The following is a 17,648-nucleotide window of genomic DNA, read 5'->3' on the forward strand; positions in this document are numbered from 1 at the left end:
CGCTCTTCGCTGCTCGTGCATTTGTCGGGTACTCCGAGGACGGTGGAGCCAGAACGGCACGCGACTAACGGTTGCCATCCGCAAGAAGAGGTCAGGTAGTCGAGCAACGCGGGAAGACTTGCGGTGCCGAGACGCTCGACCGCGTTGAACCAATGAACTCGGATCAGCGCGACTCTTGCATCGATAATTGTTAGTGACTAACATTACGTGTATGGTTCGCTGGGTTCGAACGCATGAAGCGTTGAGGCGCGCTGCGTGGACATTGTTTGCTGAGCACGGCTATGACGCGACGGCGACAGCCGAGATCGCAAATCGCGCGGGCGTAAGCGAGATGACTCTGTTCCGGCACTTCCCAACCAAGGAAGCGCTGCTTCTGGATGACCAGTTCGATCCGTCGATGGCCGAGGCAGTTCGCGCGCGTCCTGCGAATGAGTCCAACATGCGTGCGTTGGCAGAGGGGATTAGACAGGCATGGACGCGAATTGGTGCCGAGGACGCGAAGCTACTGCATGACCGACTTCGGATCATTGCTGAAGCACCGACACTGCGGGGCGGGATCGAACGCAACAGTGAGAAAACCATCGCTGCCCTTGTGCAAGCGTTGATGGATCGTGGAGCGTGTTCGGAGCAGGCACGAGTCGCGGCAACTGCCGTCATCGCCGGCCTGAGCAACGCTCTGCTGAACTGGGCGCGGTCGGAGCCTACTTCGTTGGACTCCACGCTTGACTCGGCCCTCGACACACTGGGAGGTAACTAGGCGTGCTCCAGTTCGAGATGGTCACCCGCAAATTTCGAGGTGGCGCTGGCGTGTCCGATCTGACATTCGAGGTCGGACCGGGCGAAATCGTGGCGCTGATTGGTTTGAACGGGGCCGGCAAGACCACACTGATGCGGCTTGCGCTCGGGATGCTCCGACCTCAACAGGGCACAGTGCGGATCCTTGACCACGTGTTGGACGATGTGCCCGCAGACGGGTGGGCGCAGGTGGGTGCGCTGATCGAGGTGCCGCTGGCCTACCCGGAGTTGACCGTTCAACAGAACCTGCACATCGCCTGCCTGCTCCACGGCTGTGACCCAGGGCGGGTGGAGAACTCGATGGAGGCATGGGAGCTCGACCCGGTTGCCGATCGCCGGTTCCGTCGTCTCTCGCTGGGCAACCGGCAACGTGTCGGCCTGGCCGCAGCGCTCCAGCACGATCCCCGGTTGATCGTGCTGGACGAGCCGAGCAACGCGCTCGATCCCGCCTCAGTGATCCTGCTGCGTGAACAACTCACCAGGCGCGCTGGAGAGGGCGCGGCGATCGTGGTCAGCAGCCACCACCTCGACGAAGTATCGCGGATTGCGGACCGGGTACTGCTGATGAACGCAGGCCGACTGATCGGACAGCTCGACACCACAGGTGCTGATCTCGAACGCGCGTTCTTCGAGCGCATCCGACTGGACGATACACACCGAGAAGTCGTTGAGGAGGCGAGATGAACGCGGTGATCCGCGTCGAGGAGCTCAAACTGACGCGGTCTCTCGTCGGAGTGATCGCCACCCTCGCCATTGTCATCGGCATGGTCGCGCTGCTCGGCGGTATCACCGCAGGCGTCGCCAGCGGAAACCCTGAGCTCATCGGACAAGCCGGAGCCGCTGCCGCACTGGACTGGGATGGTCTCCTCGCGGGCGCGTCACAGATCACCGCCGTCGTCGGCATCCTCGGTTTCGGGATCGTGTTGGCCTGGATGTTCGGCCGCGAGTTCACAGACGGCACGATCACCGGCCTCTTCGCTCTGCCCATCAGCCGGAGCCGCATCGCGCTCGCGAAGCTTGTCGTCTACGCGATCTGGGCCGCCTCGGTCAGCATCGCCCTCGTTGTCAGTGTGCTTGCCCTCGGGCTTCTGTCCGGGTATGGCTCGCCAGGGGTCGAGACCTGGACGGCACTCGGACGGCTCTGCGCACTGGGGATACTCTCGGCAGGGCTCGCTATCCCGGTTGCCTTAATTGCCACCATCACTCGTTCACTTCTCGCCGCAGTCGCAAGCACCGTCGCACTGGTCGTCATCGCGCAAGTGGGAGCCCTCGCGGGGGGCGGAGGGTGGATGCCGCTGGCCGCACCCGCGCTCTGGGCCATGTCGGACGGAACCACCGTCACCACCGTGCAACTCGCCGTCAGCGGTGTCATTCCGCTTGCCTTTTCTGCGTTTACGTGCCTGGCCTGGAAGCGCCTCCAGCTCGACCATTGACTCGCAGCTCCGGGATGCGGCGTGCCGTTTCTCGCATCGCTGACACGCGGGCGGTGTGAAACTCCGATGCATCCGATGATTTCGATTTGACGTTCGATGGCGGCCTTGCGAATTCAGTCGGAACGGTAGTCGTTCCAGGTCTTCCCTTCGACAGCGGCCACCGCGCGCTTCGCTCTCGCCTGATCAGTCTGCGATAGCGCTGAGGCGCCGCTCATGACCGCGTCACACGACGAGCCCGCTGGTTCCGCGGAATCACGGCCGTGATCCGTTACCGTAGACCACAGAGTTCCGCATCATCTCGGTCGGCGAAAGGCCAGCGCGTTGTATTTGAAGAGCCTCACCCTCAAGGGCTTCAAGTCGTTCGCTCAGTCGACCTCTTTTGCCTTCGAGCCAGGGGTGACCTGCGTCGTCGGGCCGAACGGATCGGGAAAATCGAATGTCGTCGACGCCCTTGCCTGGGTGATGGGGGAGCAGGGCGTCAAGAACCTGCGCGGCGGAAAGATGGAAGACGTCATTTTCGCCGGCACGTCAACGCGCGGGCCGCTCGGCCGCGCCGAAGTCACGCTCACAATCGATAATTCAGACGGCGCTCTTCCCATTGAGTACTCCGAGGTCACGATCAGCCGCACTCTCTTCCGCAACGGCGGCAGCGAGTACGCGATCAACGGAGAGGGATGCCGCCTGCTCGACGTGCAGGAGCTGCTCAGCGACTCCGGGCTTGGCCGCGAGATGCACGTCATCGTCGGGCAGGGTCGCCTCGACACCGTGCTGCACGCAAGCCCCGAAGAACGACGAGGCTTCATTGAAGAGGCCGCCGGAATTCTCAAGCATCGACGCCGCAAAGAGAAGACCGTGCGCAAGCTCGAGGCGATGGAGACGAACCTCACTCGCTTGAGCGACCTCGCGGGGGAGATTCGGCGGCAGCTCAAGCCGCTCGGACGGCAGGCGGAGATTGCGAGAGAGGCACAGACGATCGCCGCCGTCGTGCGCGATGCCCGTGCGCGAATTCTCGCAGACGACGTCGTGACGCTGCGCACGACGCTTGACTCATTTGGCCGTTCCGAGAGCGAGAGGCACACGGAGCGCATTGTGCTGCAAGAGCAGCTTGAGCAGAAGCAGCTTCGCATTGCGCACATCGAGAAGGCGCAACTGGGCGATTCCGTCGATGACGCTCGCCGTGTCTCGTACGAGCTTGATTCCGTGCAGCAGCGGCTGCGCAACCTGCACACGCTGACGGGCCAGCGCATAGCGCTGCTCGACGCGCAGACGGAGCAGACCGAGTCGTCGTCGACCGTCTCTGAGCAGATGATCGCCGACGCCGAGGGCGAGCTCGCGCAGCTGCGCGACGACATCGCGACGGCAGAGCAGCGTTCAGAGGCGGCGCGCACGCACACGGCGCAGACGCGGGAGCGCCTCGACGCCGTCGATCAGGAGATTCAGGCGCAGAGCGATTTGGTCTCTCAACACGATCTCGACATCGCCAAGCTGTCGGGGCAGGTCGAAACGGCCGGTTCGAAACTCGCTGCCGTGCGTGGAGAGAAGCTGCGCCAGCAAAATTCACTGGATGCTGCGGTGCAGCGCCGTGACGAGGCCCACCATCGCTTTGACGAGATCGAGAGCGCATCGAGCGAGAGCAGCGTGAACGAGTCGGGGCTCGATGAGGCCTACGAGCTCGCGCAGTCACGAGTCTTCGACGCGGAAGCAGAGATCGACAGGCTCCGCGATGTTCTGCACGGGCACGAGCGGGAACGCGATGCCCTCGCTGCGAAGACGAGTGCGCTCTCTCGTGCCCTCGACATTCGCGACGGCGCCGCGGACATGGTGGCGGCGAAGCTTGACGGAGTCACGGGAATCGTCGCTGACAGCGTGCAGGTGAAGCCCGGCTACGAGGCCGCCGTCACGGCAGGGCTCGGCACGCTTGCCGACGCGGTTCTCGCGGCCGGATCGGCAGAGGCCGAACACGCGCTCGCCTACGCCAAGCAGAACGACCTCGGTCGGGTCGAAGTGGTTCTCGCTGACGGACCGCGTCGCGAAATCGCGTGGCCGAGCGCATCCGTCGTCTCCGCGGCATCCGTCGTCACTGCACCTGACGGGGTTCTGGGGCTTCTCGACCACATCGGCATCGTCGCCGATATCGGCGCCGCTCGCGGCGCGCGCAAAGAACTCAGAGGCGCTGCCGGTCAGATCACCTTTGTCACCGAAGACGGCGACGTCATCACCGAACATGTGCTGCGAGGAGGCTCGGGCGGAACACAGGGCCGCATTGAGCTTCTCGCCGAGCGGGATGCCGCCGACGAACGCCACGCTGAGGTTGTGAGCATCATCGAGCGCTCGCGCTTCGAGCTCGACGAGCAGCGTGTCGAGCATACGGCGGCAAAGGAACAGTCCCAGCGTGCGCTGCAGTCTCTGAGGGAGCTCGACGCACAGCTTGCCGCTGAGACGGAAGCCCTCAACAAGGCGAAGGTGCAATACGACGCCTCCGTTGCCGAATGTGAACGCCTCACGGCGTCGCTCGCCGAGTCAGACGCTGCCGTTGTCGAGGCAGAGCGAGCGAGCGAGACGGTGAAAGCATCTCTTGCGACGGCGCAGAGTCGCCCGAGGCCCATTCTCGACGTCTCGGCCCGTGACGAGCTCGCGGCCGAACGCGAGCGCGCCCGCGAGGCGGAGGTGGAGGCGCGATTCCACGTGGAGACCGCGCGTGAGCGGGTCTCTGCTCAGCACGAGCAGGTGCGCTCGCTCACGCAGCGCCGTGAGCGTGAGAAGCAGGCGGCGGACGCTGCGGCCCGCCGCGCCGTCATCAGGCGCAGGCAGCTGGAAGCCGCCTCGCGAGTGGCCGACGCGCTTCCTGATGTGCTCGCTTCCGTCGACCGCTCGGTGCGCGAAGCATCCGTGACCCTCGCGAAAGCCGAAGAGCAGCGCGCCAGCCAGAATCAGGAGCTCACCACACTGCGACAGGAAGAGGCGGCGCTGCGCCAGCGTCTGCAGGCCGTGACCGAAGATGTGCATGGTCTCGAGCTGCAGATCTATGAGAAGAAGCTGCAGCTGTCGAGCTTTCTCGAGCGCGCGGGAAGCGAGCTGGGGCTTGTCGAAGACGTGCTTGTCGCCGAGTATGGCCCCGATGTGCCGGTTCCCGTCGATGTTGCCGACGCTCCAGAGCTGCCCGAACCGGCCGAGAGCGACCCGGAAGCCGACGAGGCCGCGGGTGGCAACGAGGACGCGGATGATGGGGGGAGTGCCCACGCTGAGCCACCTGCGAAGCCGCATCACGAGGAAGCCATCGACACCGAGGCCGGGCCGGAATTCGAAACCGTTCCCTACGATCGAGCAGAGCAGCAGCGACGTCTCGAGAAGGCCGAACGCCAGCTGCAGAAGCTGGGTCGGGTGAACCCGCTGGCGCTCGAAGAGTTCGCCGCTCTCGAGCAGAGACACAAATTTCTCACGGAGCAGCTTACCGACCTCACGAATACACGCAAAGATCTGCTCACCATCATCGACGAACTCGACGACAAGATGCAGACGATCTTCCGGGATGCCTTCGAAGACACGAAGCAGGCGTTCAGCGAGGTGTTTCCCATCTTGTTCCCCGGGGGAACGGGGAGCATCGCCCTCACAAATCCCGATGACATGCTGAACACGGGGATCGACGTGGCTGTGCGCCCCGCGGGCAAGAAGATCAAGCGATTGTCGCTGCTCTCGGGCGGCGAGCGTTCACTCGCCGCTGTCGCGCTGCTCATCGCCATCTTCAAGGCTCGCCCCAGCCCGTTCTACATCATGGACGAGGTGGAGGCAGCCCTCGACGATGCAAACCTCGGTCGGCTGCTCACAATCTTCGAATCGCTGCGCGAAGCGTCGCAGCTCATCGTCATCACGCACCAGAAGCGCACGATGGAGATCGCCGACGCCCTCTACGGCGTCTCGATGCGCCAGGACGGCGTGTCGGCCGTGGTCGGACAGCGGCTCGCCGACGAGCGAGAACCCGCGAGCGCGTGACGCGTGCTGGCGGCTACGCTTGAACCATGGCAGATAGCACCCCGTGGTCGCTCTCCGGCGCCCTGAAAGGCATGTTCCGGAGGCCCACCATCGACGAGTCGACCTGGGACGACCTCGAGTACGCACTCATCACCGCCGACTTCGGCTCTGACATCGCCGAGGCGATTATCGACGAGCTTCGTGCGAACGTTGACCGGTATCACACAACCGACCCCCGCGATCTTCAGCGGATGCTGCGGGAAACCGTCGATGAGCGGCTGTCGCGCTTCGATCCGACGCTGACGCTGAGCGAACGACCAGCAGTCGTGCTGATGGTCGGTGTGAACGGCGTTGGCAAGACGACAACCATCGGCAAGCTCGCGCGCTTCATCAGCAATGCGGGGCGCAGCGTTGTCGTCGGAGCCGCAGATACGTTCCGTGCGGCCGCCGTCGAGCAGCTCGGAACCTGGGCAGAGCGAGCGGGCGTCGCCATCGTCAAACCCCAGCACCCTGGGCAGGATCCTGCATCGGTCGCCTATCAGACCGTTGAGCACGCCCTCAGCGCCGGAACCGAGATCGTGCTCATCGACACGGCCGGTCGTCTGCACACAAAGGGCGGGCTCATGGACGAGCTGTCGAAGATCCGCCGCGTCGTCGAAAAGCAGACGCCCATTGCGGAGGTGCTGCTTGTGCTCGACGCGACAACGGGCCAAAACGGCGTGCAGCAGGCGCAGGCATTCATTGAGCACGCCGGCGTCACGGGGCTCGTGCTCACGAAGCTCGACGGCTCTGCGAAGGGCGGTTTCGTGCTCGCCGTTCAAGAGCGAACGGGACTGCCAATCAAGCTCATCGGCCAAGGCGAGGGCATCGGCGACATCACCGGTTTCACCCCTCACGTCTTCGCCCAGAACCTCGTGGGGGCGTAAATGGGAATCGAGCACGACTATTTCGGAGTCATCGAATCGGATGCCTCTGGCGCACTCTTCTGGTCAGAGAGCGTCGAGGCCGGCGATCAGTCCGTCGATGTCACACTGAGCACACCGCCGCAGGTGACGGTGAGCGACGAGGCTCTCGAGGTGGCTCAGGCCATGATCGCCACCCTCGAGGGGCTCGATTTGCGGGCGCGGGAGGCTCTTGTTGCAGAGCTCGGCACACCGGCATCCGATGTCGCTGCTTTTCTGCTCGAGATCGAAGAGCGTTTCGGCTCCGAGCTCACCGCCTTCATCACCCGCGAATCCGGTGACCTCGGCATTGACGTCATTCGCTCGCTCGAACTGTTGCGCGTGGCATTCCACCCGCACCAAATCGGAGAAGGAGACTCCTTCGTGTCTCTCGAGTTCGCTCTGGCGCCAGATGAGAACGAGCTCGCTCTGCTCGTGCATCTGAGCATGAGCGGCGAGCCCGTTTCGACTGACTTTCTCGACTGAGCCGGTCAGACCGCCTGGGCAAAGGGCCGCGTGTCATCGGCAAGGTGACGCAGCGCATCGGGAACGGGACGCTTTGAGGCGACCATCGACTGCGCCCAGAGCCTTCCCGCTCGGTACGACGAGCGCACGAGCGGCCCGGCAAGCACCCCGAGAAAGCCCATTTGCTCTGCGGCCTCTTTGTGCTCGATGAACTCCTGAGGCTTGACCCAGCGCGCTATCGGCATGTGTCGCGCTGACGGCCGCAGATACTGCGTCAACGTGATGATGTCGGTGCCGGCCGTGCGCAGGTCGTGCAGCGCGGTGATGACCTCCTCGGGCTCTTCGCCCATTCCCAGAATGAGGTTCGACTTGGTGATGAGCCCCGCGTCGTGTGCCTGCGTGAGCACTCCGAGCGAGCGCTCATAGCGAAACGCGGGGCGTATGCGCTTGAAGAGGCGGGGAACAGTCTCGACATTGTGGGCGAACACCTCGGGGCGTGCAGCGAAGATTTCGCCGAGAAACGCGGGATCGCCGTTGTGCTCGTTGGCAAGCAGCTCGACGCCGGTATTTGGATTGTGGGCGCGTATCTGACGCACCGTCTCGGCGTTCAACCAGGCACCGGTGTCGGGGAGGTCGTCGCGGGCGACGCTGGTGATGGTCGCATAGCGCAGACCCATACGTGCAACACTCTCGGCAACCCGCCGCGGCTCATCCGTGTCGTACGCCGCGGGCTTTCCCGTGTCGATCTGGCAGAAGTCGCAGCGCCGCGTGCACTGTGAACCGCCGATCAGAAACGTCGCCTCACGGTCTTCCCAACATTCGTAGATGTTCGGGCAGCCTGCCTCTTGGCAGACCGTGTGCAGATTCTCGTCTGTGACGAGTGCGCTGAGCTGGGTGAACTCAGGACCCATGCGTGCCCGGGTCTTGATCCACTCCGGCTTGCGTTCGATGGGCGTCTGCGCGTTTCTCACCTCAAGGCGCAGAAGCTGTCTTCCCGAGGGCGCTGTCGCCGCAGCCTGATCTCCGCTCTCCACTCCGCACCCGCTCATGCGACCACCTCAGCAGTGTCGAATGCGTCGACGATGGCGCGCGTGACCGAATCCGCCATGTCAGCCGGCGATACGCGCCGACCGAGCTGCTCCGTGATGCTTGTGACACCGGCATCCCGGATGCCGCACGCGACAATGTGCTCGAACGGGTCGAGGTCGTTGTCGCAATTCAGCGCGAAGCCGTGCATGGTGACGCCTTCTGCGACGCGAACGCCGATCGCCGCGATCTTCGCGTCGCGATCGCGGCCATGCACCCACACTCCCGAACGATCCCGAACCTGAACGGCATCGATGCCGAGCTCGGTGAGAACCTCGATGAGCGTCGTTTCGAGCGTGCGAACATACGCGACAACATCGATGGGGTCGGGGAGTCTCAGGATCGGGTAGCCGACAAGCTGCCCAGGGCCGTGCCAGGTGATCTTCCCTCCACGATCGACGTCGATCACCGGCGTGCCGTCGTCTGGGCGCTCGCTGGCTTCTGTGCGTTTGCCCGCCGTGTACACGGCCTCGTGCTCGAGAAGCAGCAGCGTCTCAGGACGTGTGCGGTCGGCAACCTGGCGATGAGTTGCGCGCTGCAGGGACCACGCGTCGAGATAGGGGACGAAATTGGGGGCAAGCCCGACTGTTGATGTTGTCAGCATTTCTTCACCGTAGCGTTAATGTACTGCGTCTATAAAACGATTTCGCGTCGTGTCGCCCCCGTGGCGCACTCGTCCAGCGAAACCCAGTAGAATCTGTGTCCAAATGGCTACATTCGGAACCCTCTCAGACCGCCTCGCAGAGACCTTCAAGAATCTTCGCAAGAAGGGCACGCTCTCGGCCTCGGACATCGACGGCACCGTCCGGGAGATCCGGCGTGCACTCATCGACGCCGACGTCGCCTTCGACGTTGTGAAAGACTTCACGTCGCGAATTCGCGAACGTGCGCTCGGTGACGAGGTGAGCAAGGCACTGAACCCGGCACAGCAGGTCGTTCAGATCGTGAACGACGAGCTCATCGGCATTCTCGGAGGTGAGCAGCGTCGGCTGGAGTTCGCCAAGACTCCGCCGACGGTGATCATGCTCGCCGGCCTCCAGGGCGCCGGAAAGACGACGCTTGCGGGAAAGCTCGCGCAGTGGCTGGCGAAAGACGGCCACACTCCGCTTCTCGTCGCCTGTGACCTGCAGCGTCCCAACGCGGTGACGCAGCTGAGCGTCGTGGCCGAGCAGGCCGGAGCGAATATCTTCGCTCCCGAGCCAGGCAACGGCGTCGGTGACCCGATTCGCGTGGCAAAAGACTCCATCAAGCACGCGCGTGACAAGCAGTACGACACGGTCATCATCGACACGGCCGGCAGACTCGGCGTTGATGCCGAACTCATGAAGCAGGCAGCGAACATTCGCAAGGCCGTCGACCCAGACGAAGTGCTGTTCGTCATCGACGCCATGATCGGTCAGGATGCCGTGGCAACGGCAAAGGCCTTTCAAGATGGAGTGGACTTCACCGGGGTCGTGCTGTCGAAGCTCGACGGCGACGCGCGCGGTGGAGCCGCGCTGTCTGTCGCGTCGGTCACCGGCCGGCCGATCATGTTCGCGTCGACGGGGGAGGGGCTTGGTGATTTTGAGCCGTTCCACCCCGATCGCATGGCGAGCCGCATTCTCGACCTCGGTGACATTCTCACCCTGATCGAGCAGGCGCAGGAGGCGTTCGACGAAGAGGAGGCGCGTCAGGTCGCAGAGAAGTTCGCGACAGACACGTTCACCCTCGACGACTTCCTCAAGCAGATGCAGCAGCTGCGCAACATGGGCTCCATCAAGAAGATGATGGGGATGCTGCCTGGCATGGCGCAGCAGCGCGAGCAGCTCGACAATTTCGACGAGAATGAAATTGTGCGCACCGAGGCGATCATTCAATCGATGACGCGCGCGGAGCGAACCAACCCGAAACTCCTCAACGGCTCTCGGCGACTGCGCATCGCGCGGGGCTCGGGGTCAACCGTCACCGACGTCAACCAGCTCGTCAATCGCTTTGAGCAAGCCGCGAAGATGATGAAGACCGTTGCCAAGGGTGGAGTTCCGCAGATTCCCGGCATGGGTCCCGTGCCCGGAGCCCGCGGTGGCGGTGGCGCTCGCAAGGCGAAGAAGGGCAAGAAGAAGGGCGGTTCGCGCTCGGGCAACCCCGCAAAGCGGGCAGCAGAGGACGCTGGCATCAGCGAGACGACGAAGGCGCCGGCGGGTAACGGCTTCGGGCTTGGCGCGGGCGGTACGCCGGAGCCGAGTGAAGAAGAGCTCGCTTCGCTTCAGAAGTTTCTCGGGCGCTGACCAAGCTCGCGCGCGAGCTGCGCAACAACGACGGTGAGATCACCGTTCGATTCCGCGGCCGCCTTCCGCTGTCTGGCGCTGCTTCCCCCGTCGGCGATGATGCCGTGGAGCGATGACAATTCGGCGGCGCAGCCGAGACGGTGGCTGACAGGTTCGAGACGCGCAATGAGCGCAGCGATGTCGTCGGCGACTGACCGCTGGCGACCCTCGCTGTCGATGATGATCGTCGCGTCGAGCCCGTAGCGTGCCGCTCGCCATTTGTTCTCGCGCACGAACCACGGCGGCAGCTCAGCGAGGCTTTCCCCGTCATCCAGCCTCTGCGCGAGGTCATCGACGAGGCAATGCACGAGCGCAGCGATGCCGGCGAGTTCCGCAGCGGTCGACGTGCTGTCGCAAAAGCGCACCTCGACGGTTCCCCACGTAGCCGACGGCCTCACGTCCCAGCGCACCTCCGTCTGGTCCTCGATGATTCCTGTCGACAGCTCGTCGTCAACGTAGCGCTCGTAGTCGCTCCACGTGCGAATCTGCTCGTACGGAAGCCCCGCGGTCGGCAGCTGCTGAAACATGAGCGAGCGATTCGAGGCGTACCCCGTGTCGACACCGCCCCAGAACGGGCTCGACGCCGACAGGGCAAGAAGATGCGGAAAAAACCGCAGCATCCCCGCGACGATCGGCAGAGCCTTGTCGACGTCGTCGAGCCCCACATGCACGTGCACGCCCCAGATGAGCATATTTCGGCCCCACCATTGTGTGCGCTCAATGAGCTTGTGGTAGCGCTCCTTGTCCGTGACCGGTTGGTCGAACCACTGACCAAACGGATGCGTGCCCGAGGCGATCGGAACGACGTTGCGTGCTGCGGCGATGGTGCGCAGGTCGTCGAGAAGGCGGGAGAGCTCCGTGACGGCATCCGACACTCTCGTGTGCACACCGCTCACGAGCTCGACGGTGTTCTGAAGGAGTTCGGAGACGATCTGAGGATGATCTTTGCCGTCGGCACGACGCAGATCTCTGAGCACGTCACCGGCCGCATTGGCGAGTTCGCCTGTCTTCTGGTCGACGAGGGCGAGCTCCCATTCGATGCCGATCGACGACCTGGCCGATTGCGCGAATTCGATCGTCATGGCCTGTGACCTTCCTCTGCCCGGGTCACTATCCTCACACGCGCGATCAATGCAGGATGATGCGACGGGCCGCTCGAATGATCAATTAGCGGTCGGCCCGGTAATCTGGCAGAATATATCGCTGAAGCTCTGGTTGCTCGACCCTCTATCCGGCAACCATCGCCTACCACTAGTTTTCGTGCCGTCTGTGTACCCCACCGGTCGGGCCGAGCACACCAACCAACAGACATCTCAGGAGAATTGTGGCTGTCAAGATTCGTTTGAAGCGCTTCGGAAAGATCCGTTCGCCCTATTACCGTATCGTCGTCGCCGACTCGCGCACCAAGCGCGATGGTCGGGTCATCGAGGAGATCGGCAAGTACCACCCGACCGAAGAGCCTTCGCTCATTCAGGTCAACTCCGACCGCGCTCAGTACTGGCTGTCGGTTGGCGCTCAGCCCACCGAGCAGGTGCTCGCGCTGCTCAAGCTCACGGGCGACTGGGGAACCTTCAAGGGCGACAAGGACGCCGTTTCGACGGTGAAGCTGGCCGACGCCAAGGCGGAGTTCGTGGCTGACGAGAAGAAGAAGCCTGTACTCAAGCCCAAGGCTGAGAAGCCTGCCGAGAAGGCGGCTGAGAAGCCCGCTGACGAGGCCAAGGAAGCTGACGCAGCTGAGGCGCCGGCCGAAGAGCAGGCCTAGTCTTGCTCGCACCCGCTCTGGAGCACCTCGTCAAGGGAATCGTCGAGAACCCTGACGACGTGAATGTTCTTGCCAAGAGTACGTCTCGCGGCGAGGTCCTCGAGGTTCGCGTGAACCCCGAGGACCTTGGCCGGGTCATCGGTCGCGCGGGTCGCACGGCGAAGGCACTGCGCACCGTCGTCGGAGCGCTTGCCGATGGCTCGCGCGTTCGCGTCGACGTGGTCGACACTGACGACTGACGTGGCACAGCAAGACCCTCGCCGTACATCGCTCCGCGTCGGACGTCTCTCGAAGGCGCACGGACTCAAGGGCGCCCTCAAACTTGAGCTTTTCACCGACGATCCAGATCGTCGATTCGTTCCCGGCTCCGCGTTCAGCCTTCAGGTTCCTTCAACGTCACCGTGGCACGGTTCGTCGATCGTGCTCTCGGAACTGCGGTGGTACAACGGAGCGCCCGTCGCCTTCTTCGAGGGTGTGTCGGATCGCACGGCCGCCGAGTCGCTCGTCAAGGCGATCCTCTGGACGGACGACGCAGACCAGTCGACGGAAGAGAACGCCTGGTACGACCACCAGCTCGTCGGCTTGCGCGTGCATCGCGACGGTGTTGACGTCGGCTCAGTGAGTCGCGTCGACCATCTTCCTTCGCAAGATCTTCTCATCGTTGCAACAGACAACGGGGACGTCATGGTTCCGTTCGTCGCCGCAATCGTTCCGCTCGTCGACATCGACGCCGGTACGGTCACCGTGACTCCGCCCTATGGGCTCTTCGAGGAGGCACCGGACGACGGTAGCGAGACCCGCGCGAAGCACGCATCCGGCCCAGTCGAGTAGCGCTGCACAGTCACGGCGATGGGAGACTGGTGAGATGCGCTTCGACATCGTCACGATCTTTCCCGAGTTCTTCGGAGTTCTCGACATCTCGTTACTCGGACGCGCCCGTCAGAGCGGAGTGATTGAACTCGGCGTTCACAACCTGCGCGATTACACGCACGACAGACATCGCACGGTCGACGACACGCCGTACGGGGGCGGAGCGGGGATGGTGATGAAGCCGGAGCCGTGGGGTGAGGCCCTCGATGATGTGATTGAGGAGGCCGACGATCCGCTGGTGATCTTTCCGTCGCCCGCAGGCGAGGTCTTCACACAGCGCATGGCGCGTGAGCTGGCCGAGGAGTCCCACCTGGTTTTCGGATGCGGTCGCTATGAGGGAATTGACCAAAGGGTGTTCGACCACACTCAGACCCGGGCGCGCATGAAGCTCGTGAGCCTCGGCGACTATGTGCTCAACGGGGGAGAGGTCGCGGTGATGGCCATGATTGAGGCGATCGGGCGTCTCGTTCCCGGTGTCGTCGGCAACCCGGAGAGCCTTGTTCAGGAGTCGCACGAAGACGGACTGCTCGAGTACCCCAGCTACACGAAACCCTCCGTCTGGCGCTCACGTGAGGTGCCCGCCGTGCTGCTCAGCGGCAATCACGGTGCTGTCGACACGTGGCGCCGCGAGCAGCAGATCGAACGGACGCGACGCGTTCGCCCCGACCTGCTGCCCGAATAGCCGTCAGCGCTGCGTCAGTACGATGGGGCCGTCATCGGTGATCGCGATGGTGTGCTCCATATGTGCGCCGCGCGAGCCGTCTGCGCTGCGGAGCGTCCAGCCGTCGGCATCCGTCACCAGCTTGTCCGTCGTCAGAAGGAACCACGGTTCGATGGCGATGACAAGGCCGGAGCGCAACGGGTAACCCCGGCCGGCACGACCATCATTGGGAACGTGTGGCTCGCCGTGCATCGTGCGGCCGACACCGTGCCCTCCGAAGTCAGTGTTGATCGAGTACCCCGCGTCGTGCGCGATCTCGGCGATTGCGGCGGAGATGTCGCCGATCTTTCCGCCCGTATTCGCCGCGGCGATTCCCGCGTCGAGTGCGCGGGTCGTCACGTCGATGAGCCGAACATCTTCGTCACGCGGCGTTCCCACAATCACGCTGAGCGCAGAGTCGGAGACCCAGCCATTGACGGATGCCGCAAAGTCGACGCTGAGCAGGTCGCCGTCGCGGAGGCGATAGTCGCGAGGAAGCCCATGCAGCACCGCGTCGTTCACCGAGGTGCACAGCACCTTTCCGAAGGGCATGGCGCCGAACGACGGGTGGTAGTCGATGTAGCAGGACTCGGCGCCGGCAGCGCGAATTCTATCGTGGGCGAGCCTGTCGAGGTCGAGCAGGTTCACACCGACGTCAGCGGCATCCGCCAACGCGCTCAGAGTGTCGGCGACAAAGCGTCCAGCTGGCCGCATCTGCTCAATTTCGTCTGGCGTCTTCAATTCGATCATTGGTTCCTCCACGTCCATTCTTTCAGCCAGCGAGTACGCAGTGGGCGTGGGTTGTTCTCTCAGTTTGCCGACCTAGCATGAGGTCATGTTTCTTCGCAGGGCCGTCTACTACTGGCAACTCGCCGCGGTGCTGCTTCTTCCCCTCTGGCTTTTCGTCGGCTGGGGCATCTGGGGCGGGAGCGCATGGACGTTTTTCGGCGTCGTCGTCGCTGCACCGATTCTCTTTGTCTCGCTGCTGATCGTCACGCTTGTGATCTATGGCCGCGCTGAAGTGCGCGAGCACAATGCGCTTTCATGGATCGACGTGGGAATTTTGGCCGCGTGGCACGCAAGCATCATCGGCTTCGGATGCTTTGGATCGACAGCATCCCTCTTCGCCGTGCTCACCGCGGTCTTCGGCCTCACGGCATTCTGGGTCGCACTGTGGGAGCTCGTGCGCAGCGTCACGCGCAAAGCACGCGCAACGCTGAGAGAGTTTGAATCGATGGCCGGAGCGGGCGGCCACAGCACGGTGACTCCTCCGCGCACTCGAGACGACAGTCCGAAATCCGCTGACGACGTCTTTGTCATCTACGAAGGGCCCCAGGACAAAAGCGCCTGATCGATTGGCGTCTAAGCCACAATCGTGGCAGAATTGACGCTTGTGCCTTGGCTCGGTTCTGCCTCAGGGGAACTTATGCGCACCGGAGTAATCCGAAAAGGGCATGCACCTTCAACGTCCTAATGATTCGCGCTCGACCTGTGGCGGGCGCAGAGAGCGAACAATCATGCACATCCTCGACAGCGTCGATGCAGCATCACTCAAGTCCGACGTCCCCGACTTCCGCCCCGGTGACACCGTCAAGGTTCACGTGAACATCATCGAGGGAACTCGTTCGCGTGTTCAGGTATTCCAGGGCGCCGTCATCGCCCGTCAGGGCCACGGCGTACGTGAGACCTTCACGGTTCGCAAGGTGAGCTTCCAGGTGGGCGTCGAGCGTACGTTCCCCGTTCACTCGCCGGTCATCGACAAGATCGAGCTCGTGTCGCGCGGTGACGTGCGTCGCGCAAAGATCTACTACCTGCGAAAGCTGCACGGCAAGAAGGCGAAGATTCGCGAGAAGCGCGCAAACTGATCCGCGCCGTTGGTCAGACGTCCCGAGCTCCCCACCTAGACTGGTGGGGAGCTCGGACTGATTAATGACAGAAGAATCAATGACGGCGGAGAATCCCGCAGACAGACGGCGGCGCGGAGCGCTCGCGTTCCTTCGCGACCTGGTGATCATTGTGATCGTGGCGCTGCTGGTGTCGTTCCTCGTGAAGACATTTCTCGTTCGCTCGTTCTACATTCCCTCGGGGTCGATGGAGAACACGCTGCAGATCGATGACCGCATCATCGTCAATGAGCTCGTCCCCGACATCGTCGATATGCAGCGCGGCGACGTCGTCGTGTTCACGGACCCGGGCGGATGGCTGAACTCGCCCCCACCTGCCGCCGACGTTCCGTGGATCGTCAGCGCATGGGACGGGCTGCTCAACTCGGTTGGTCTTTCTGTGAGCGACAGCAACGACCATCTCATCAAGCGCGTGATCGGACTGCCGGGCGACCATGTGACCTGCTGCAACACACTCGGGCAGATGAGCGTCAACGGTGTGCCGCTCAACGAGCCTTACCTGCTGCTCCCTCAGTCGGCTCAGGCCGTCTCGGCGACGTCGTTCGATGTGACCGTGCCCGATGATTCACTTTGGGTGATGGGAGACAACCGCTATAACTCGAAGGATTCCCGGTACAACGGAAACACACCGGGAAAGGGCTACGTGCCTGTTGATAACGTTGTCGGCCGTGCCTTCGTGATCAGTTGGCCTCTCGCACGATGGCAGTGGCTCAGCGACTATCCTGAGACTTTTGCAGGAATTCCGGATGCTGGGAGCTAAGCGAGTCGTGCATGGTTGTCTGTGATCCGAGGCTTGACGTCGAGTCTGAGCTGCTCACCGCTGGAGCCCCGTTTGTGATCGGCTGCGACGAAGTCGGCCGCGGAGCCGTCGCGGGACCTGTCGCGGTGGGAATGGCCGTCGTCGATGCGACGCACGTGAGCATCCCCGAGGGACTCCGTGATTCGAAGATGCTCAGTGAGAAGAAACGCACGATGCTCGCGCCCATCGTGCAGTCGTGGGCTCTGCATTCCGCCGTTGGCCTTGCGAGCCCTGGCGAGGTCGACGACATCGGCATCATTGCTGCGCTCGGGTTGGCGGCCAAGCGCGCCCTCGGCGTTCTGCACGAACAAGGACTCGCCGTTGCCTCGGGAGTGATCCTGCTCGACGGCAACCACGACTACCTTTCTCCGATGCTCACTCACCCCCTCGACGTGCGAACGCGGGTGAAAGGCGACCGTGACTGCGCATCGATCTCTGGGGCATCCGTCGTCGCAAAGGTGCACCGCGACACCATGATGATCGCCCAGCACGAGATGTACCCAGAGTACGAATGGCTTGCCAATAAGGGATACGGATCTTCGGTGCACATGGAAGCGATCAAGCTGAACGGGCCGACACCGCTGCACCGCCGAACCTGGCTCAAGAACCACGTAGGATGAG

General features: G+C 63.3%; 19 protein-coding genes. 15 read left to right on the top strand and 4 right to left on the bottom strand.

Translation table 11 applies throughout. The features are described from left to right. The first annotated feature begins 193 nt into the window (after positions 1–193). From HCR84_RS07215 to HCR84_RS07240, 6 genes are all read left to right on the top strand, one after another. On the top strand, positions 194–757 hold the full coding sequence (locus tag HCR84_RS07215; RefSeq protein ID WP_195706700.1) for a TetR/AcrR family transcriptional regulator: 564 nt from the start codon (positions 194–196) through the stop codon (positions 755–757). Between the two features lie 50 nt (positions 758–807). Then, entirely contained in the window at positions 808–1,479 is a 672-nt protein-coding gene (locus HCR84_RS07220) for an ABC transporter ATP-binding protein (protein WP_244972588.1), read from the top strand. Further along, on the top strand, positions 1,476–2,228 hold the full coding sequence (locus HCR84_RS07225; RefSeq protein WP_166983425.1) for an ABC transporter permease: 753 nt from the start codon (positions 1,476–1,478) through the stop codon (positions 2,226–2,228). The genes HCR84_RS07220 and HCR84_RS07225 overlap by 4 nt, the downstream gene beginning before the upstream one ends. Before the next feature lie 321 nt (positions 2,229–2,549). Next, on the top strand, positions 2,550–6,218 hold the full coding sequence (locus HCR84_RS07230) for an AAA family ATPase (protein WP_166983426.1): 3,669 nt from the start codon (positions 2,550–2,552) through the stop codon (positions 6,216–6,218). A gap of 26 nt (positions 6,219–6,244) precedes the next feature. Continuing rightward, on the top strand, positions 6,245–7,123 hold the full coding sequence (ftsY, locus tag HCR84_RS07235; protein ID WP_166983427.1) for a signal recognition particle-docking protein FtsY: 879 nt from the start codon (positions 6,245–6,247) through the stop codon (positions 7,121–7,123). Continuing rightward, positions 7,124–7,624, top strand: coding sequence for a DUF2004 domain-containing protein (locus HCR84_RS07240; RefSeq protein WP_166983428.1), 501 nt, complete (start codon positions 7,124–7,126; stop codon positions 7,622–7,624). Between the two features lie 5 nt (positions 7,625–7,629). On the opposite strand, the gene lipA is transcribed toward HCR84_RS07240, so the two are convergent. Together lipA and lipB are read right to left on the bottom strand one after the other, a co-directional pair. Then, a complete protein-coding gene (gene lipA, locus HCR84_RS07245) occupies positions 7,630–8,652 on the bottom strand; it encodes a lipoyl synthase (protein ID WP_166983429.1) in 1,023 nt (340 codons plus the stop codon). After that, positions 8,649–9,293: a lipoyl(octanoyl) transferase LipB gene (gene lipB / locus HCR84_RS07250; RefSeq protein ID WP_166983430.1), complete on the bottom strand. Its 645-nt coding sequence runs from the start codon at positions 9,291–9,293 to the stop codon at positions 8,649–8,651. Before lipB ends, lipA begins: the two co-directional genes overlap by 4 nt. 103 nt (positions 9,294–9,396) lie before the next feature. On the opposite strand from lipB, the gene ffh reads away from it, so the two are divergent. Further along, positions 9,397–10,953, top strand: coding sequence for a signal recognition particle protein (gene ffh / locus HCR84_RS07255; RefSeq protein WP_166983431.1), 1,557 nt, complete (start codon positions 9,397–9,399; stop codon positions 10,951–10,953). Here ffh and HCR84_RS07260 read toward each other — a convergent pair. After that, positions 10,932–12,074, bottom strand: coding sequence for a glutamate--cysteine ligase (locus HCR84_RS07260; protein ID WP_166983432.1), 1,143 nt, complete (start codon positions 12,072–12,074; stop codon positions 10,932–10,934). The genes ffh and HCR84_RS07260 overlap by 22 nt on opposite strands. A 242-nt stretch (positions 12,075–12,316) precedes the next feature. Between HCR84_RS07260 and rpsP the strand changes: the two genes are divergently transcribed. Genes rpsP through trmD form a run of 4 tightly spaced genes read left to right on the top strand, consistent with a single transcriptional unit; the run spans position 12,317 to position 14,306 of the window. Next, on the top strand, positions 12,317–12,754 hold the full coding sequence (gene rpsP / locus HCR84_RS07265) for a 30S ribosomal protein S16 (RefSeq protein WP_166983433.1): 438 nt from the start codon (positions 12,317–12,319) through the stop codon (positions 12,752–12,754). Between the two features lie 2 nt (positions 12,755–12,756). Continuing rightward, positions 12,757–12,993, top strand: a complete 237-nt coding sequence (locus HCR84_RS07270) for an RNA-binding protein (RefSeq protein WP_166983434.1) — start codon at positions 12,757–12,759, stop codon at positions 12,991–12,993. Further along, positions 12,950–13,585 carry a ribosome maturation factor RimM gene (gene rimM, locus HCR84_RS07275; RefSeq protein ID WP_195706701.1) on the top strand — a complete coding sequence of 212 codons (636 nt, stop codon included), beginning with the start codon at positions 12,950–12,952 and terminating at the stop codon, positions 13,583–13,585. The genes HCR84_RS07270 and rimM overlap by 44 nt, the downstream gene beginning before the upstream one ends. A gap of 34 nt (positions 13,586–13,619) precedes the next feature. Continuing rightward, a complete protein-coding gene (gene trmD / locus HCR84_RS07280) occupies positions 13,620–14,306 on the top strand; it encodes a tRNA (guanosine(37)-N1)-methyltransferase TrmD (RefSeq protein ID WP_166983436.1) in 687 nt (228 codons plus the stop codon). 3 nt (positions 14,307–14,309) lie between these two features. On the opposite strand, the gene map is transcribed toward trmD, so the two are convergent. Further along, positions 14,310–15,074, bottom strand: coding sequence for a type I methionyl aminopeptidase (gene map, locus HCR84_RS07285; protein WP_166983437.1), 765 nt, complete (start codon positions 15,072–15,074; stop codon positions 14,310–14,312). Positions 15,075–15,159: 85 nt separating this feature from the next. On the opposite strand from map, the gene HCR84_RS07290 reads away from it, so the two are divergent. The 4 genes from HCR84_RS07290 to rnhB all read left to right on the top strand — a co-directional run bounded on the left by HCR84_RS07290 (position 15,160) and on the right by rnhB (position 17,647). Beyond that, entirely contained in the window at positions 15,160–15,675 is a 516-nt protein-coding gene (locus tag HCR84_RS07290) for an MFS transporter (RefSeq protein ID WP_166983438.1), read from the top strand. 166 nt (positions 15,676–15,841) lie between these two features. Beyond that, a complete protein-coding gene (rplS, locus tag HCR84_RS07295; RefSeq protein ID WP_166983439.1) occupies positions 15,842–16,189 on the top strand; it encodes a 50S ribosomal protein L19 in 348 nt (115 codons plus the stop codon). 64 nt (positions 16,190–16,253) lie between these two features. Next, positions 16,254–16,988, top strand: a complete 735-nt coding sequence (gene lepB, locus HCR84_RS07300; RefSeq protein ID WP_166983440.1) for a signal peptidase I — start codon at positions 16,254–16,256, stop codon at positions 16,986–16,988. Positions 16,989–16,999: 11 nt separating this feature from the next. After that, entirely contained in the window at positions 17,000–17,647 is a 648-nt protein-coding gene (gene rnhB, locus HCR84_RS07305) for a ribonuclease HII (protein WP_166983441.1), read from the top strand. Position 17,648: the final 1 nt, after the last annotated feature.

Source organism: Paramicrobacterium fandaimingii (assembly GCF_011751745.2).
In the GTDB taxonomy this organism is placed as follows: domain Bacteria; phylum Actinomycetota; class Actinomycetes; order Actinomycetales; family Microbacteriaceae; genus Paramicrobacterium; species Paramicrobacterium fandaimingii.

What these genes read in the sequence shown, in the direction of transcription:
- rplS (WP_166983439.1), top strand. Translation starts at nt 15,842, where the DNA reads ATGCACATCCTCGACAGCGTCGATGCAGCATCACTCAAGTCCGACGTC.
- HCR84_RS07260 (WP_166983432.1), bottom strand. Translation starts at nt 12,074, where the DNA reads ATGACGATCGAATTCGCGCAATCGGCCAGGTCGTCGATCGGCATCGAA.
- trmD (WP_166983436.1), top strand. Translation starts at nt 13,620, where the DNA reads ATGCGCTTCGACATCGTCACGATCTTTCCCGAGTTCTTCGGAGTTCTC.
- ffh (WP_166983431.1), top strand. Translation starts at nt 9,397, where the DNA reads ATGGCTACATTCGGAACCCTCTCAGACCGCCTCGCAGAGACCTTCAAG.
- map (WP_166983437.1), bottom strand. Translation starts at nt 15,074, where the DNA reads ATGATCGAATTGAAGACGCCAGACGAAATTGAGCAGATGCGGCCAGCT.
- ftsY (WP_166983427.1), top strand. Translation starts at nt 6,245, where the DNA reads ATGGCAGATAGCACCCCGTGGTCGCTCTCCGGCGCCCTGAAAGGCATG.
- rnhB (WP_166983441.1), top strand. Translation starts at nt 17,000, where the DNA reads ATGGTTGTCTGTGATCCGAGGCTTGACGTCGAGTCTGAGCTGCTCACC.
- lipB (WP_166983430.1), bottom strand. Translation starts at nt 9,293, where the DNA reads ATGCTGACAACATCAACAGTCGGGCTTGCCCCCAATTTCGTCCCCTAT.
- rimM (WP_195706701.1), top strand. Translation starts at nt 12,950, where the DNA reads ATGGCTCGCGCGTTCGCGTCGACGTGGTCGACACTGACGACTGACGTG.
- HCR84_RS07240 (WP_166983428.1), top strand. Translation starts at nt 7,124, where the DNA reads ATGGGAATCGAGCACGACTATTTCGGAGTCATCGAATCGGATGCCTCT.
- HCR84_RS07290 (WP_166983438.1), top strand. Translation starts at nt 15,160, where the DNA reads ATGTTTCTTCGCAGGGCCGTCTACTACTGGCAACTCGCCGCGGTGCTG.
- HCR84_RS07225 (WP_166983425.1), top strand. Translation starts at nt 1,476, where the DNA reads ATGAACGCGGTGATCCGCGTCGAGGAGCTCAAACTGACGCGGTCTCTC.
- lepB (WP_166983440.1), top strand. Translation starts at nt 16,254, where the DNA reads ATGACAGAAGAATCAATGACGGCGGAGAATCCCGCAGACAGACGGCGG.
- lipA (WP_166983429.1), bottom strand. Translation starts at nt 8,652, where the DNA reads ATGAGCGGGTGCGGAGTGGAGAGCGGAGATCAGGCTGCGGCGACAGCG.